This is a genomic window from Prosthecobacter gellanilyticus (genome assembly GCF_007992435.1).
Lineage (GTDB): Bacteria > Verrucomicrobiota > Verrucomicrobiia > Verrucomicrobiales > Verrucomicrobiaceae > Prosthecobacter > Prosthecobacter gellanilyticus.
Map to the genome: position 1 here is coordinate 1 of NZ_BKAG01000048.1, position 16,259 is coordinate 16,259.

The 16,259-nt window shown below is 61.1% G+C and carries 7 protein-coding genes; 4 read left to right on the forward strand and 3 right to left on the reverse strand.

The annotated features are described in order from the left end of the window. Positions 1-102: 102 nt before the first annotated feature. Positions 103-1,617 carry a glycoside hydrolase family 10-like protein gene (locus tag BGE01nite_RS23200; RefSeq protein WP_218033078.1) on the forward strand — a complete coding sequence of 505 codons (1,515 nt, stop codon included), beginning with the start codon at positions 103-105 and terminating at the stop codon, positions 1,615-1,617. Positions 1,618-1,908: 291 nt separating this feature from the next. Here the strand turns inward: BGE01nite_RS23200 and BGE01nite_RS23205 are convergent, their stop codons facing one another. Next, complete coding sequence (locus tag BGE01nite_RS23205; RefSeq protein ID WP_146854213.1) at positions 1,909-3,066, reverse strand: pyridoxal phosphate-dependent aminotransferase; 1,158 nt, start codon at positions 3,064-3,066, stop codon at positions 1,909-1,911. Between the two features lie 84 nt (positions 3,067-3,150). Here BGE01nite_RS23205 and rarD point away from each other — a divergent pair, with 84 nt between their 5' ends. The 3 genes from rarD (at position 3,151) to BGE01nite_RS23220 (ending at position 6,198) form a co-directional block, all read left to right on the forward strand. Continuing rightward, complete coding sequence (rarD, locus tag BGE01nite_RS23210; protein WP_170267002.1) at positions 3,151-4,041, forward strand: EamA family transporter RarD; 891 nt, start codon at positions 3,151-3,153, stop codon at positions 4,039-4,041. A 63-nt stretch (positions 4,042-4,104) separates the two neighbouring features. After that, positions 4,105-4,572: a NanQ anomerase/TabA/YiaL family protein gene (locus BGE01nite_RS23215; protein ID WP_146854217.1), complete on the forward strand. Its 468-nt coding sequence runs from the start codon at positions 4,105-4,107 to the stop codon at positions 4,570-4,572. Positions 4,573-4,725: 153 nt separating this feature from the next. Beyond that, on the forward strand, positions 4,726-6,198 hold the full coding sequence (locus BGE01nite_RS23220) for an ArnT family glycosyltransferase (protein WP_170267003.1): 1,473 nt from the start codon (positions 4,726-4,728) through the stop codon (positions 6,196-6,198). A gap of 90 nt (positions 6,199-6,288) precedes the next feature. Here the strand turns inward: BGE01nite_RS23220 and BGE01nite_RS23225 are convergent, their stop codons facing one another. Then, positions 6,289-13,938 carry a choice-of-anchor D domain-containing protein gene (locus BGE01nite_RS23225; RefSeq protein WP_146854221.1) on the reverse strand — a complete coding sequence of 2,550 codons (7,650 nt, stop codon included), beginning with the start codon at positions 13,936-13,938 and terminating at the stop codon, positions 6,289-6,291. A 53-nt stretch (positions 13,939-13,991) separates the two neighbouring features. Then, entirely contained in the window at positions 13,992-15,848 is a 1,857-nt protein-coding gene (locus BGE01nite_RS23230) for a hypothetical protein (RefSeq protein ID WP_146854223.1), read from the reverse strand. Positions 15,849-16,259: the final 411 nt, after the last annotated feature.

Genomic DNA, 16,259 nt, shown 5'->3' on the forward strand with positions numbered 1-16,259 from the left:
TGAAGTCCGCGCTCCCTCAGTCTCCATTCACCCCAGCTTGTGAATGCGCCCAAACGACCTATGAAAGGCGTTATGAATCTGCTCTCCCCCATGGCAGGCAGCATGAAACATCTTTCCCGGCGGGCTTTCGCGTCTCGCCGCTGGCTTCAGGCAGGGCTTTCCCTGCTCCTGGCGTGCCTCCCTTCCCTGCTGCCCGCCCAGCTCAGCGTGCCAAATCCACCGCGTGAACTGCGCGGATCGTGGATCGCCACCGTGCATAATATCAACTGGCCTTCGCGCGAAGGCCTGCCCGTGGCACAGCAGCAGGCAGAGCTGAAGCGGCTGATCCAAAATGCCAAGGCCTGTGGCCTGAACTGCCTCATCTTCCAGGTGCGCTCCGCCTGTGAGGCCATGTATGAGTCCAAGATTGAGCCCTGGTCCTGCTACCTCAGCGGCCTGATGAGCCTTCAGCCATCGCCGAAATACGATCCCCTGGCCTTTGCCATCGAGGAGGCGCACAAGCAGGGCCTGGAACTCCACGCCTGGTTCAATCCGTATCGTGCGCTGGCTGGCGACCGCTTCGCCCCGAGTGCGAATCACGTGCGCCGCCAGCATCCGGAGTGGACCATCAAATACGGGCGTGACTGGTGGCTGAACCCTGGTCTCCCTGAAGTGCGCCAACGTGTGCTTGATGTGATCTTGGACGTCACGCGCCGCTATGATGTGGATGGCATCCACATTGATGACTATTTCTATCCCTACCCCACGGATGGTCGCGATGGCAAACCGGTGGCCTTCAATGATGCCGAAACCTACGCCCGCTACAAAACGAAAGGCGGCACTCTGGAACTCACCGCCTGGCGCCGGTGGAATGTGGATGAAACCGTGCGCAGCATCTATGAAGGCATCAAGGCCACCAAGCGCACCGTGAAGTTTGGCATCAGCCCCTTCGGCCTGTGGCGGCCTAACTATCCCGCCGGCACCGGCGGCGGTCTCGACCCCTATGAGCACATGGGCGCGGATAGCCGCGGTTGGTTGCAGAAAGGCTGGGTGGACTACCTCACCCCGCAGCTCTACTGGACCATCGACCGCCCGAAGCTGGGCTTCGGCACCTATTTTGAATGGTGGTTAGGCGAAAATACGCTGAACCGCCACATCTGGCCCGGCATGAACTCCAGCAAGATCGGCGATGACCGCCGCGCGGGTGAGATCCTGGCGCAGATCAGCATCACCCGCGCTCGTCAGATCCAGATGCCACCCGGGCATTTTCACTGGAACTTCGCCGCGCTGGACAAGGACCTCGGAAAGCTCGGCACCCTCACCAAAGAGCGCGCCTACAACATCCAGTCCATCCTCCCGGCCAGCCCCTGGCTCAGCAATGTGGCCCTGCCTGCCCCGCGCGTGGAGCGTGTGGCCGAGGGCAAAAAACTGCGCTGGTTCTTTGATGACATGCGCTGGGAAAACTACAGCCGCTGGTGGGTCGTGCAGGCCTTGATCGAGGGCAAATGGCAGATCGTGAAGGTCGCCTTCCTCAACGAGCATGAAACCGAGTGGCCCGCAGGTGCCGCCGCCGTCTCCGTGCGTGCCGCCGGCAGAGCCTGGGAACTCGGCGAGCCTGGCGTGACCTCCGGAAAGTAGGCACCTGAGGCAGAATGACGAAGCTCGATGGAAGTCTGGCAAACACGGGACGCCACGAGCTTCGCGGAGCGTCCTGGACTGCGCCTGTCCTCTGGCGCTCTTGAAGGCCTAACAATAAGATTCGCGCCAGCTGGTGACGAAGATCCTTCGAGGTCCGTTCGCGTCGTGAGACCTGCAATCCCACGCTTCGTCGGAAAGCTCCAGAGGACTGGAGCACTCCAGGACGCTCCGCGACCCCGGCGCCATTCCTCCATCCGCAAGTCTTTAGTTCTTCAACAATCTCGATTCAGCCTAACCACGTTTCAAACCACTCACCAGTTTCTCACCGGCTGCACGCAGCGTCTCCTCCTTCTTCGCAAAATGAAACCGGATGAACCGATGCTCCGGCTCGCGGAAGAAGCTGCTCCCCGGCACACCCGTCACACCCACCTCGCGGGTCATCCATTCGGCGGCCTCGGTGTCCGTCTTGAAGCCTAACGAAGAGATGTCCAAAAGGGTATAATAGGCCCCTTGCGGCTCCGTGTAGGACAGGCCGGTCTGCTTCAGGTAATCGAGAAACACATCACGCTTCACATCATACTCGCGCTGAAGCTCGGTGTAGTAGCTGTCAGGGAATTCAAGAGCGGTCACCGCAGCTTCCTGAAGCGGCGCGGCAGCCCCCACGGTGAGAAAGTCATGCACCTTGCGCGCCCGCGAGATCAGCCGCTCCGGCGCGATGATGTGCCCAAGCCTCCAGCCGGTGATGGAATAGGTTTTCGAGAGTGAGCCGCAGCTCAGCGTGCGCTCCCACATGCCCGGCAGCGTGGCAAAATAAGTGTGCTGATGCGGCGCATAGACGATGTGCTCATACACCTCGTCCATGAGCACAAAGGCATCATGTTCCTCAGCCAAGCCAGCGATGAAGAGCAGCTCCTCGCGTGTAAAAACCTTGCCGCTCGGATTCGCCGGATTGCAGATCACGATGGCTTTCACCCCGGTGGCAAAGGCGCGGCTCAGTTCATCACGATCAAAGGTGAAGTGAGGCGCATAGAGCGGCACATGCACAGGCACCGCTCCGGAGAGAATGGCATCCGCCGCGTAGTTCTCATAGAAGGGTGAGAAGACGATCACCTTGTCTCCCGGATCACAGGCCGTCATCATCGCCGCCATCATGGCCTCCGTGCTGCCGCAGGTGACCACCAGATGGCGGTCGGGATCGATCTCCCGGCCCATGAAGCGCTCATTCTTCTTCGCCAGCGCCTGGCGGAATCTCGGCGCACCCCAGGTCACCGCGTATTGATGATGCGGACCGCGGATCGCCGTGGCCAGCGCATCGATGAGCTCGGTCGGAGGATCGAAGTCCGGAAAACCCTGCGCCAGGTTGATCGAACCATGGCGGTTGGACAGGCGGGTCATCTCGCGGATGACGGATTCGGTGAAGACTTCGAGTCGGCGGGCGGGCTGGGGCATGGCGGGGCGCTCCTTTTAACCAGGAATCCCAAGTTTGCAGGAGAGAGATTTGGACTTTTAAAGGCCCTGCATGATGGAGGCAGCATGCAGCGACCACCGACCTCCGCCGTGCTCAGCGCCATCCTGGCGTTCAGCATGTGGGGGGTGCTGCCGGTGTACTGGAAGCAGATCGGTCACCTCGGCGCGGGCATCTCCATCGCCCAGCGGGTGGTGTGGACCCTGGTGGCGGCCGTGCTGATGCTGCTGTGGCAGGGCGGGCTGAAAGCCTGGCTGGTGGCCCTGAAGCAGCCCGCCGTGCTGCGCACGCATGCGCTCTCCGCAGCACTGCTCGGCATCAACTGGGGAGTCTTCATCTGGGGCGCGCTGAACGGGCACATCCTGGAGTGCAGCCTGGGTTACTTTTTGAATCCTCTGCTGAATGTGCTGATCGGCTGCCTGCTTCTGGGAGAGAAGCTGACCTCATGGCAGAAGATCAGCATCACCCTCGCGGGCCTCGGTGTCGGCATCCAGATGATCGCCGTGGGCAGGCCGCCATGGATCGCGCTTTTGTTAGCCTTTTCGTTCGGCTTCTATGCCCTGGTGCGCCGCCGCTCCATGCAGGGTCCCCTGCCCGGCCTCGCCACGGAGTCCATCATCGCCCTGCCGATAGCGCTGGCCTTTCTGGCGTATTGGAGCGGCCAGGGAAGGCACATCTTCGGCACCGCTTCTCTGCATGATGTGGCCTACATTCTCGGCCTCGGCTTGATCACGGCGGTGCCGCTTCTCGGCTTTGCGCATGCGGCCCGGAAGCTGCCCTTCAGCCTGCTGGGCCTGCTGCAGTTCCTGGCGCCCACCGGGCAGTTCATCGTGGGGGCCTTTGTCTATGATGAGCCGCTGAGCCCGGTCTCTCTGATGGCCTTTGGCTTCATCTGGACCGCCGTCCTGACCTTCTGCCTGAACCTCTTCTGGCAGGGCAGAAAGCCTGCTGGTCCCTGAAAGACACTTCCGGTGAGAGGCTTGCAGCCCGGACACGTTTCCGTTTAGTCATTTGAACCTACCATGATCCTCGACACGCTCGACAACGCCGCCCGCTACACCAGCCTCCACCCGCTCTTCGCGAAGGTTTTTGATTATCTCCGCACGGTGAACGGCACCGAGACACCCGGACGTTACGACATCGAGGGTGACCAGGCCTTCGCGCTGGTGCAGACCTATGCCACGAAGCCCGTGGAAAAGGCGCTGTTTGAGGCGCATCGGAAATACATCGACGTGCAGTTCATCTTCAGCGGTCGCGAAACCATCCTCTGGGCACCGCTCGCCGCCATGAAGGAAGAGACGATGGCCTTTGATGAAAGCAAGGACGCCGCGCTCTGGAAACTCGTGCCCGAGGCCACGGACCTGCATCTCAGCGGAGGTCATTTCTGCATCCTCTATCCGCAGGATGCGCATGCCCCCTGTGTGGAGTGGGAGACCTCGGAGCAGATCTTCAAAGTGGTCGTGAAGGTGGCGGTCCAGGCAGAGGTGTAAAGACCTCCCAAGTGTGACGGAATCTTCATGAGCCAGACGGGGCGAGACGCTCTAAAACGGAAGCCTGGCCCTTGATGGTCTCCCGCTTTGCCGTCTCCCTCCGCATCCTCTCACAAGCGCCTTCTCACGCTCCTGCTTGGGATCAGCCTGGTCATGATGATCGTGGCCCGCGTCGCGGGTCCGAGCGCCATGCATCGCTTCGACCAGCCGAAGACCGTGGCCTACACAGCCAGCATGGTGCTGCATCATGAATGGCTGCTGCCGGACGACATGTTCGGGCGGCCCTCCACCAAGCCGCCGCTGGTCAACTGGCTCGCCGCACCGCTGGTGGCCATGGGATTCTGGACGGAATGGGCCGTGAAAATGCCCATGCTCCTGGGCTCTCTTCTGACTCTCGGCATCATCATCAAGATGGGCCGGCATCTGCTCTCCCAATGCGCCGAGACAGCTCTGCATGCCACGGAGGGCGGCCTGCTCGCAGGCATGGCCTGGCTAACCACGCCGGGAAGCATGGACCTCATCTACCACTGCCGTCCGGACCCTCTTTTGGTCACCTGCCTCGCCGCGGCATGGATGTTTGCCACGTGGAGCATGGAGGCCGGTGCCAGGGGCTGGATGAAGGCAGGCCTCTGGATCGCCACCGGTCTGGCCGGGCTGGCCAAGGGGCCTCCCGCACTTCTTCCCATGCTCTTTGTGCCGCTGGCCGCCTGGCTCATCCCGGAGAAAAAAGGCCTGGCCTCCTCCACAGGCTGGCGCTGGGGCATTCCCCTGGCTCTCGGCATCATCGGCCTCTGGCTGGTGCCGGTGGCCGTGCTTCACACGGACCATTTGTTTAAAGTTTTGTTAGGCCGTGAGCTGCTCTCCCGGGTCGCGGGTGTGGGGCAGCAGTTTGGCAGCGCCACCAAGTCGGGCGGCGCCATGGGCTTGCTGCTGGGTCTCTATAAGAACCCCGTCTGGCTCGTCGAAAAAATGCTGCCCTGGTCCCTCGCCACCCTGGCCGCCCTCTGGGTGATCGGCCCTCGCCGCTGGCTTCGGCACCCGTTGGCTCCGGCCATCCTCTGGCTGGTGCTGGTGCTGGCCTTTTTCTCCCTCACGGCAGGAAAGACGGCAGACTACATCGCACCCGCCTTCCCTGCGGCCGCCATCCTGGCCGCCTATGCCTGTGTCCGCACTTTTGGCCGCTGGAAGCTGGGGCCGGTCTTCTATGGCTGGGCCGGCCTGCTGATGGCTGCGGCGCTGTGCGTCCAGTCCTTCTGCTTCAGCAGCGCGGCCACGAAACCCAATGGCGACCATCTCAAAGAGTTCGCCGCCCAGGTCACCGCGAAAACCGCTGACGACTCCATCGCCTTCGTCGCCACAGGTTATAACACGCTGCAGTTCTTTTTGCGGCGGCACCAGCCAGGAGATCCCACACCGGAGGAACTGAAGTCCGCCCGCTGGATCATCATGCCGCCTCTCGACGGATTGACTCCTGAGATCGTCTCCGAAAAGCTCCCCAGCGTCTTCAGCAGCAAATCAGGCACTCTGGGGCTCTACCGCGCGGATGAAAAGGTGCGTGAGCAGGCCCTCAAGATGCTCCAGACAAACAAGATCCCTCCACACAACGATGACGGCTCTCCTGAGTGATTCCGCGCGTGCGGCATCGGGGAAAACAAAAGGGTCAAGACAGGCATCCGCCCATCTTGACCCCTTGGAATCACTTCTGGTTAGCCCTTCTTACGGCACGATCACCGCCGGAGTGGCTTCGAGGCTCATGCGGTAGAACCTCGGCGCACCCGTGGCAGGTGTCGGATCCTCGAGGGTGGCGCTGCCGGCAGCGTCAAACGTGAAGGTGCCGATGCGGCTCCAGGCTTCAAGATCCGCGCTGGTCTCGAGGTGATAGTTCACGCCCGGACGCACGTGGTTGAGCTGCAGCAGCACGCCACCGTTCGCCGTGCCCACGCCACCGATGGTCGGTGTGGTGCCGAGACGCTCGCCACCATCCAGCGGGTTCGTTCCAGCGAGGAATTCGAAGTAGTTGCTCTGACCATCGAGGTCCGCATCACCCTCGCCATCAGCGGTGGCAAGGCTGCCCCACATCTGCTGCTCGAACGCATCCGCGATGCCGTCGCCATCACTGTCAGCCGGATTCGGGATGACGCTGATGATGAGAGTCTTCACAGAGCTCACGCCGCCGTAGTTGTCGTTCGCCTTGAACTGGAAGCTGGCAAGGCCGGTGAAGCCATAGGCAGGCGTGTAGGTCCAGGTGCCGTCCGCATTCAGCGTCAGCGTGCCCTTGCTGCCTGCCGTGGCGCCCGCGCTGTTGAACTTGATCGGATCACCATCGGCATCTTCACCCGTGAGCTGGCCGCTGACAGGCACATAAGCCATCGTCCCGGCGGTCGCATCCCCCGCAGTCGGAGCAGCATTGAGGATGAGTGAATCTGGGAAGGCAGCCAGTGAGCCGCTGTCATTGATCGCACCGTTTGGCATCGGGATGCCATAGCTCCAGAGATCACTCAGACGGCCCGTGCCGCCCAGACCATCGGCTCCACCGCCGCCGAAGATCCAGAGTGTTCCATTGAGAGTGACCCAGGTGCTCGGGGTGAAGCGGCCGCCCGGCTTGTTCGCCGCATCAGGCTCACCCTGCGTGCCGTAGACACCCGTCTGGCTCAGCAGACCTTCGCTGCCGAGCTTCCAGGTCCACTGGTTGGTGGCGACGTCATAGATCCACACGTCATCAAAGCCCAGGCCGCTGTCCTTGAAGCCAGCCACCAGCCACAAGTCACCATCCACCGTGACCCAGCCGCTGCCCGCGCTGCGCGCACCTGGCAGGTTCGTTGACGCAGGCATGTTGATCGTTCCATACACACCGGTGGCACCGGTGGTCTTCACGCCCTTTCTCCAGGTCCAGTTACCGCTGACAGGATCATAGCTCCACAGATCGCTCATGTCAGCAGCCACAGCACCGGATTCCGGCAGCCCCAGACCGCCGAAGAGCCAGAGAGTGCCGTCCAGAGCCGTCCAGGCCGTGGCGTCACGACGTGAGCCAGGCATGTTGCCCGCAGCGGCAGTGCCCTGCGTGCCATAGACACCGTTTTGGTTAGGCGTGCTGCTGCCGCCCACCCATGTCCAGTTGCCGGTGGCGATGTCATAACGCCACAGGTCATTGTAGTAATTCGCGCCGTTGTAGCCGCCGAAGAGCCAGAGGCTGCCATTGCGGTAGAAGCCGGCGGCATTGCTGCGCGAGCCAGGTGTGTTCCCAGCAGCGGCGGCGCCCTGCGTGCCATAGGTGGCAGTGCCGTTGATGAGGTTGCTGCCCTTCATGTGAGTCCACTGCGCGTTCGTGCGGTTGAACCTCCACAGGTCGTTCAGCGGCCCGACTCCAGAGGCGGAGCCGACACCATAACCACCGAACATCCACAGGTTGCCATCACCATCTGTCCAGGTGGTGCCGGAGTGGCGTGAGCCCGGCGTGTTCGCCGCAGCTTCCGTGCCCTGCGTGCCGTAAACACCGAGCTGGTTGGCGATGTTGGCACCAGCACGCCAGACCCACTGGCCGATGTCACGACGATACTGCCAGACGTCATTGAGATAGCGTGGAGTCGGGGATGAAACCGACGCATGGCCGTAACCACCGAACATCCACAGGCTGCCATCCGGCGCGCGCCAGTTCATGGCACCCTGGCGGGCGCCCGGGTTGTTGCCGCTGTCCGCCGTGCCCAGCGTGCCATACACGCCGATGCCGTTGCGCGCCTTCGGACCGCCCACCCACTTCCAGGCAGCAGCGCCTGTCGGGGTGAAGTTCTTCAGCGTGATGTCCGTGCCCGTGTAGTCCACCTGGAAGTAGTAGATGACACCATTGATGGCCATCGCCACCACACCACCGTCCGGCAGATCGTTGAAGTGACCTGTGATACCGCCATCCGCATGAACGAAGGTGACGACCTCTTCAGGGGTGGGCACATAGCCCAGATCCGTTTCAAAGGTGATCCCGGTCGCATCAAACGGACCGCTGGTGCTGACCAGCGGCGTGCCGCCGGTCCATGTGCCGCTGATGACGGCCAGCCCCTTGCCGGTGACCTGGATGTCAAAAGATCCTTCATCCGCATCATCACTGGCGATGTGCATCACCGCCTCACGGTCGCCTGCGCCCAGGGGGCTGAAGGTCACATCAAAAGTGGTGCTGCCATTCGTGGCGGCGACGGTGGATCCCGGCGCTGTGGCCGAGAAGTCATCCGCATCAGCGCCCGTGAAGGAAACACCGATCACGTTCAGCACACCCGTGCCCGTGTTCTTGATCGTGAAGGTCTTCGTGGCGGTCGTGGCGACCTCCTGCGAACCAAAGGCCACACTCGCGGTGCCATCCAGAAGGCCTGAGCCCGCAGGCTGCTCCACCACGATCTCCGCCGAGGTGGTCGGCACATTGCCCAGGCCATAGCGCACCAGCAGGAAGTCCTGGTTGTTCCCCACCGTGGTTTCACCGGCCACCACGATCTCACCCGTGCTCTGCAGAGCCGCGGCGCTGGCGACATCATTACCGACTCCGACCGGCGTGACCACCTTGCCCGTGGTGTTAAAGCTCGTGTCCAGCACACCTTCAGAGGTATAACGAACAACCGCCACATCGTGATTCGTGCCATTGTGGGAGGCACCGGCCAGGATCAGCTTGTCATCCGGCTGCACGATCAGGCTGCGCCCCTCGTCCACGCCGCTGCCGATGGGCGTGGTCACCACACCCGTGCTGTTGAAGGTCGTGTCCAGAAGACCCGTGGAAGTGAGGCGCACCAGCGCCATGTCCCTGCTGTTCCCTGTGCCGGCAAAACCGCCGAGCACGATGGCTCCGCTGGACTGTACACCGACACCACGCGCACCGTCAGTCCCCGCAGTGATCGAGTGAGTGAACTTGCCCGTCGTGTTAAAGGTGGTGTCCAGCGTGCCGTCCGCAAGGTAGCGGGCTGCGGCGAAGTCGGAGGAGGCTCCAGCCTCACCTGCCACGATGATTTTTCCATCGGGCTGGATCGTGATGGCGCGGGCGATGTCATCACCGGTGGTGAAGTCCGTGAACACCTTGCCACCGCTGCCGAACCCCGTGTCCAGGATGCCGCCTGAGGTATAACGAACGATGGCAAACTGCCTGCCCTGGGAGCTGGTGTCGCACGTGCCGGCCACCAGGATCTTCCCATCACTCTGAATGACGAGGGCGTAGGCGACGTCCTCATGAACCGAGGCCGAGACATCTGTCATGGCATAACCAATAGCGCCGAAACTGGTGTCCAGCGCGCCGCCGGAGGTGTAGCGCGCGACCAGGAACACTTTTCCGGAAGCACCTGCCGTGGCCATGCCTGCCACCACGATCTTGCCATCACTCTGAATGGCCACGCCATTCGCCCAGGCATCTGCCGTGCCGAAGACCGAGGCCACCTTGCCGTCGCCGTCGAAGCTGGTGTCAAAGCTGCCGTTGCTGTTGTAGCGGACGATCGGCACATTGTTCACGCTGGTGCTGGTGTTGAGCGTGTAACCCGTGGCCACGATCTTGCCGTCACTCTGAATGGCCACCGCATAGGCACCATCACCGGCATTGCCAAAGGGGTGCACACGCTTGCCATCACCATCGAAGGTGGTGTCCAGCACACCCGTGGACCCCATATACGGAGGCACCGTGGTGTAGATGTAGCTCTGACCGCCATCAAAAGGCGTGTTGCTCACCGCATTGCCAGCCAGATCAAAAGTCTGCGGACCCGTGCCGGTGCCTTTGACGACGAAGTCGAAGGGGTTCTCGTCGCCGTCGTTGTTCGCAACGCTCACCGTCGCGGAGATGACTCCCGCCGTGCTCGGGTCAAAGCTCACTTTGAAAGTGGTGTTGCCACCTGCTGCGACGGTGGCCGCAGGCTGCTGCGTGACGGTGAAATCGGAGGAATTCACGCTGACCTTCGGCGTGCCGGAGAGATTGAGAGGTGCGCCACCGCTGTTGCTGATCGTGTAGGTCATCTCCACCGCGCCGCCCTGCACAGGCGTGCTGCCAAAGTCAGTCGCGTTGGTGCTGCTGGCCGCGGCGAGCAAGGCTCCATCGGCGATGTTGTTGCCGTTGCCAGTCACAGCGATCTCGGGGGCCAGGACCGGAATCGTGTCGGAGCCGGTGTTGTTCGCCGTGTTGGTCTCACCACCACCGGTGACAGTGCCAGACACATTGAGAGATGCCGGAGCATTGGAGGCGACATCGACAGTCACAGTAGCAGTCGGGCTCGTTCCCCCGGCAGCGATGGATCCGGTATACGTTCCCTGCACCGTCGTGGAGGTGGAAGCCGTGAAATTCCATCCAGAGCCGGAAACGATCGAGTTGACGACGAGGCCGCCTGGCATCGCCGAATTGATGGAGAACGTGCCGGAGGACGCGCCAGTACCGATGTTGTTCACCACAAAAGTCAGAGTGCCGGTCTGGCCACGGATGAAGCCGGCTGGCGAATGCGTAATGCCAACCGTCAAGTCAGGTGGAGGAAGGCTGATCGTGCCGCTGACCGTGAAGTTGTAGGGGTTCTCGTCACTGTCATTCGTGTCAAAGCTCAGCGTGCCGCTGGGCGTGGCAGCAGCGGCTGCCGTCATCGTGATCTGGAAGGTCGTGCTGCCGTTGGCGGCGACTGTGGAGCTGCCAAAGTTTTGCGCGATGCTGAAGCCTGAAGGAACGCTGAGGCTGGAGAGATTCAGTGTCGCAGTGCCCGTGTTGTTAACGGTGAAAGTCTTTGTCACCACCGTGCCCACCGTGGTGGTGCCAAAGCTCAGTGATCCGTTGTCCGCCACATTGGCCGCGCTTTCTGTCACGGTGATCTCAGGGGCGCCACCGCCACCTGCGGCCCGCTTGATGTTCAGCCCCACCTGAATGGCGGCATTTGCTGTCGCCGTCCAGCCGATGCTCACGGTCCCTGCGGCTCCTGGCTTGGTCGATGTCTGGTAATGAGCGGTTCCTCCATAGCCCCCGAGGTTATTGGCATTGATCGGAAGAGGACCGGAATTGTTGAGCGGGGTCTGGCCGCCATTGACGGAGGGGTTTGGAACACCGCTGAGCGCCCACACATCATACAAGTCCATGACCATGTCTCCCACGGCACTGGGGACATTGACGGACGAGTTACCTGCTGTTGCGTTCGCATTGGTCGTCGCGCCGGAGGTGGGTGTGGTCTGGTCCACATTCTCAAAGGCCTGCGCCGAGAGGAATGAGAGTGGTTTCGTGCCCATGGAAGGGTAGCGCGTGGCCACGATGGCGCCGGTCACGGAACTCCCGCTCCCCAGCACTCGAGCCCAGATCGAATCCACAGACAAACCATCTTTTTTCACACCGACCTGGGTCATGGCCTGGCCTGCAAAGGTCACGGCTGAGGCAGCCGCAGTCTCTGCGGTCTCCGCATGGGAGACAGTGACCAGGAGCAGGCGGTTTGTCCCGGCATTGACGGTGTAGGAGGCGATGCTGTCTGCCACGGTCACAAAAGCCGGGGTGCCAAGCTGCGCGACATTGGGCGGTGCCGCCACCGTGCCACTGACGGTGAAATTGTAGGGATTCTCGTCACTGTCATTCGTGTCAAAGCTCAGTGTGCCGCTGGGTGTGGCAGCAGCGGCTGCCGTCATCGTGATCTGGAAGGTCGTGCTACCGTTGGCGGCGACGGTGGAGCTACCAAAGTTTTGCGCGATGCTGAAGCCTGAAGGAACGCTGAGGTTGGAGAGATTCAGTGTCGCCGTGCCGGTGTTGTTGACCGTGAAGGTCTTCGTCACCACTGTTCCCACCGTGGTGGTGCCAAAGCTCAGTGACCCATTGTCAGCCACATTGGCAGCGCTTTCGGTGACGGCGATTTCGGGAGCGGTGGCCACAGCCGACGCAAGATCACCGCTCGCTGTCCATGAGACAGAGGCAAGACCGGGGACATTGTCCAGCGAGGTTGCCGCATTCAGCACGCCAGCCGATGGATCGACATCCGATGTGTTGCGGATGGTCGCGGCGATCTTGACTCCACCGGAGTTGATGGCAATGCCACCGACCAGTTCAGTTCTGGTGCTGCCAAAGCTTTTGGCCCATCCCAGCGAACCATCACTGGTGGCCAGACGCATCGTCAGGATGTCCGCAAACCCCTGCGTCGTGAGTGAAAGGAAGCCTCCCTGGTGGCTACCCTGCACATAAAGCGCTCCGGCGGTTTGATCCAGGCACAAGCGGTCGGCGGAATCCACACCGCTTCCGCCATTGACGTAATTCCAGACGTGGTCACCTGCAGAGGTGAGCTTGATCACACAAAGGTCATTGTTAGCCCCGGGAGAGATCACGGTTGTCGTTCCTGAACCCGGATCGAAATCAGCTGTGCCTTGATAAGAGCCAGCCACATAGACATTCCCGTCCGTGTCCGTGACAACTCCACGGCAAGTCGTGGAGGAGGTGCTCTGGATCTTGCGTGCCCAGGTGGTGGCGCCGCTAGCATCCAGCTTCCAGATGAAGCCCATGGCATACGTAGAGGGTGGCGTACCGCTGAGCAGCTGGGTGCTGCCAAAAGTGTTTCCACCCAAGTTGCCCACGCAGTACATGTTGCCGCTGCTGTCCACCGTCACGCCCTGCGCAGTGCCGGAGGAATAGCCACTGGCCGAGTTGGGCGCGATGCTGGTCCATGTCCTCGCCCCGGTGCTGGACGCCAGCTTCACCGCATAATAGTGATTCGCATTTCCTGAGTCAGTAGGAAAGAAATCGGTGCCAGCTCCATCCGTCATCGGTGTGGAATTGGGAGCCGCAGCGCCCGTGTAAGCGCCAAAGATATAGACTGACGAGCTGTTCACAGCGACGTGAGCCGTGGCACCGGTGAACGCCTTGAACGTCCAGACCCACTGGAACAAGCCACTGCCATCCAGTTTCACGGTGAAGGCTGAATCGTTCCCCTGCGTGCCCGCACGCTCCACCGCACCTGCGCCCGGGTCAAAGTCCAAGGTGCCGGTGGTCACGTTCCCCTTGAACAGACCTGCGGCATACACGTTGCCGCTGGCATCCACCGCGATCTGACGCCCAACATCACCGTAGGTCGTGCTGATCTTGGTTCCGCCGATCGCCCGCACCCACTGAAGCACGCCGCTGCCATTGTATTTGGCAATGAAGATGGACCCACCTGTGCCATCAGGATTTGGGTCAGTCACATCGCCCCCCCCGAAGTCGACAGTGCCGTTGAAACTACCGGTGTAGTAACAGTTCCCTGAGGAGTCCACATCGACGTCATTGACGACGCACTGCGAGGTGGTGTTTGAGCCCAGAATATTTGTCAGGATGGAATCCGCCCGAGCTTGGCTGGCCAAGGCGAGGGCCAGGGCTGCGATGACTAGCAAGGTCTTGCCGGCTGAGAAAAAGCCACGTTTAAAAGTCGTCATAAAAGGAAGTAGAAGAAAAGTTGTGAACCAGATTCTCTGAGGTCTGGGGCAAATCAGTCGATGACACGCAGGCGGAACTCACCCGTGCCACTGGTGACACTCACGCTCACATCTCGTGTGTTCCCTGTACCGGTCACCCCGGTGACACTGGCGACCACGGTGCTGCCATTCATCGGCACCACGCTGAAGCGTGCAGTCTCAGGCGAGTTCAGCGTCACTGGCTCCGAATAGGTCACGCGAAACACAACCGTGGTTAGGTTCGTCGTCTGGCCAGCCGGCGTGAGACGCGTGACGGACTGCACCGTCGGCGCCGTTTTGTCGATCGTGTAGCTTTCACCGCCGAAAGGCACATTGGACACCACCTGGGAAAGCCCTGTGGCGTTCGCCAGGGTCAGAGTCAGCGCGCCATCGGTGCTGCCAGTGGTGACCGGGATGGTCCAGGTGACACCGCTGTTTGCCGTGGTCGGCGTGCCGATGCTGGAACCCGTGGCTGCCGCGCCACTGAGGCTGAAATTCGTGGCGGTGACGCCGGTGACCGCGCTGGGGAAGGTCAGCGTCCAGCTCACGGAGGAGGCATTCGAAGGCGTGGCGCCCGACCTAACCAACGACGTGACAGCGACCCCCGGGGGTGCCGAGGTCGTGAAGCTCGAGGTGGACGTGTAAGTGGTGCCGATGCCGTTCGTGGCATAGGCCGCATAGGTGTAACCCGTGCTGGGAGTGAGGCTGCTGGCATTGACCGTGAACACACCGGTGGTGCCCGTTCCGGTCAGATTGCTCACATTCGGCTCGCCGATCGTGGGTGTGGAATCATCCGAGGTCTTCGCCAGCACCACGCCGCGTGCCGTGATGGCCGAGGTATTGTCGCTCGTCACATTACCGCCGAGAGTGGCGCTGTTGTGAGTCACACTGGCATGCGTCGGTGAGGTCACGGTCGGGGCGGCGGCCTGTGCAGCCGCTGTGCCGGAGATGATCACGGGCGTGCCGCCTGCCCAGAACTTCGTGGCGTTGTTCGTGCTCCAGAGGCTCACCAGAGTGTTGTTGCTGGGCGTATTCGTGGTTTCCAGGGCCCAGCTTGTGCCATTGTAGTGATACATGTTCTGGGTGCCGTTGTCCGTGACCACATAAAGATTCGTGGCAGAGGAACCGGTGATGCTACGGAGTTGGTTCGTGGCGGTGATGCCTGTGTTCGGAAAGGACTGCCAGGTGGTGCCATTGTATTTGAGGAGAGTGGCATTGCTGGTGACCAGCCAGACGTTGCTGGCATCCAGTCCCCAAACACGAAAGATAGGCGTCGTGACGCCCACATTCACGTAGCTCCAGGCCGTGCCATTGTAGTGCAGCACGTTTCCGCCATCTCCCACAGCCCAAATGTCATTCGCGGACGAGCCCCAGACGCTGCGCAAACCACCGGTGAATGACTGTGCGTAAGGTGTCCATGTGGTTCCATTGAAATGGGTGATGTACACAATGTTCGTGTCATTGAAGTCACCTGCGACGGCCCAGACATCGCTGGCGCTGCTTCCCCAAATGCCGCGAATCAAGGCCGATGCGGGTAATCCTGAAGCCTGCTGGGACCAGTTAGTTCCTCCGTTCGTCGTCTTGTCAATGCGGCCTCCTCGACCGACAATCCAGACGTTGGAGGCATCCACTCCCCACACACCCGCATGATTGGCCGTGGCTCCGGTGGACTGGGTGGCCCAGCTGGAGCCATTCCACTTCCACAGTTCCGTGGTAGAAGCGGTTCCGCCCACCGCCCAGACAGCGCTGTCACTGGCACCCCAGATATCCGAGATTGGGCGTCCTGAGGTGACCGTTGCCGTCGTTTCATACGTCCAGGTCGCCGCCTGAGCACTGCTGAAGGCGGAGGCCAGGAGGAAGGCAGACGTAAGAAAAGAGAGGAGAAGTTTCATGGGTAGTCTGGGAGCAAGGAGGGCAAACTCGTTCCCGGGCGCATCCAGCCTGGGGGAGTTCTATGGAAATTATGGTCGAGTAGACCAATTGTAAGACATACGCAAGAAAAGTTTAAACCTCTCATCACAACATTCATTTCCATTGTCACGAAGCCGTCACAACATCGAATTGAGCGTTCCCTTTCCCTTCATATCATAGGTTCTCTATTGAGCTGTGGATGAGGAGTTGCGCATTTTTCGTGACTTTATCTACCCGTGAATCAGGAAAAATTTGTGCAGTTCACTGATCAGAAGGGCTCGTTTGTCTAGATTCCAGAAAGACAAGAACTTTTAAGTGACAGTCATGAAAGAGTCAGCTGACCTTTCAAAAGGGTCATTATTAAAGTCAGCCGCTAATTTTAACATTTCCAA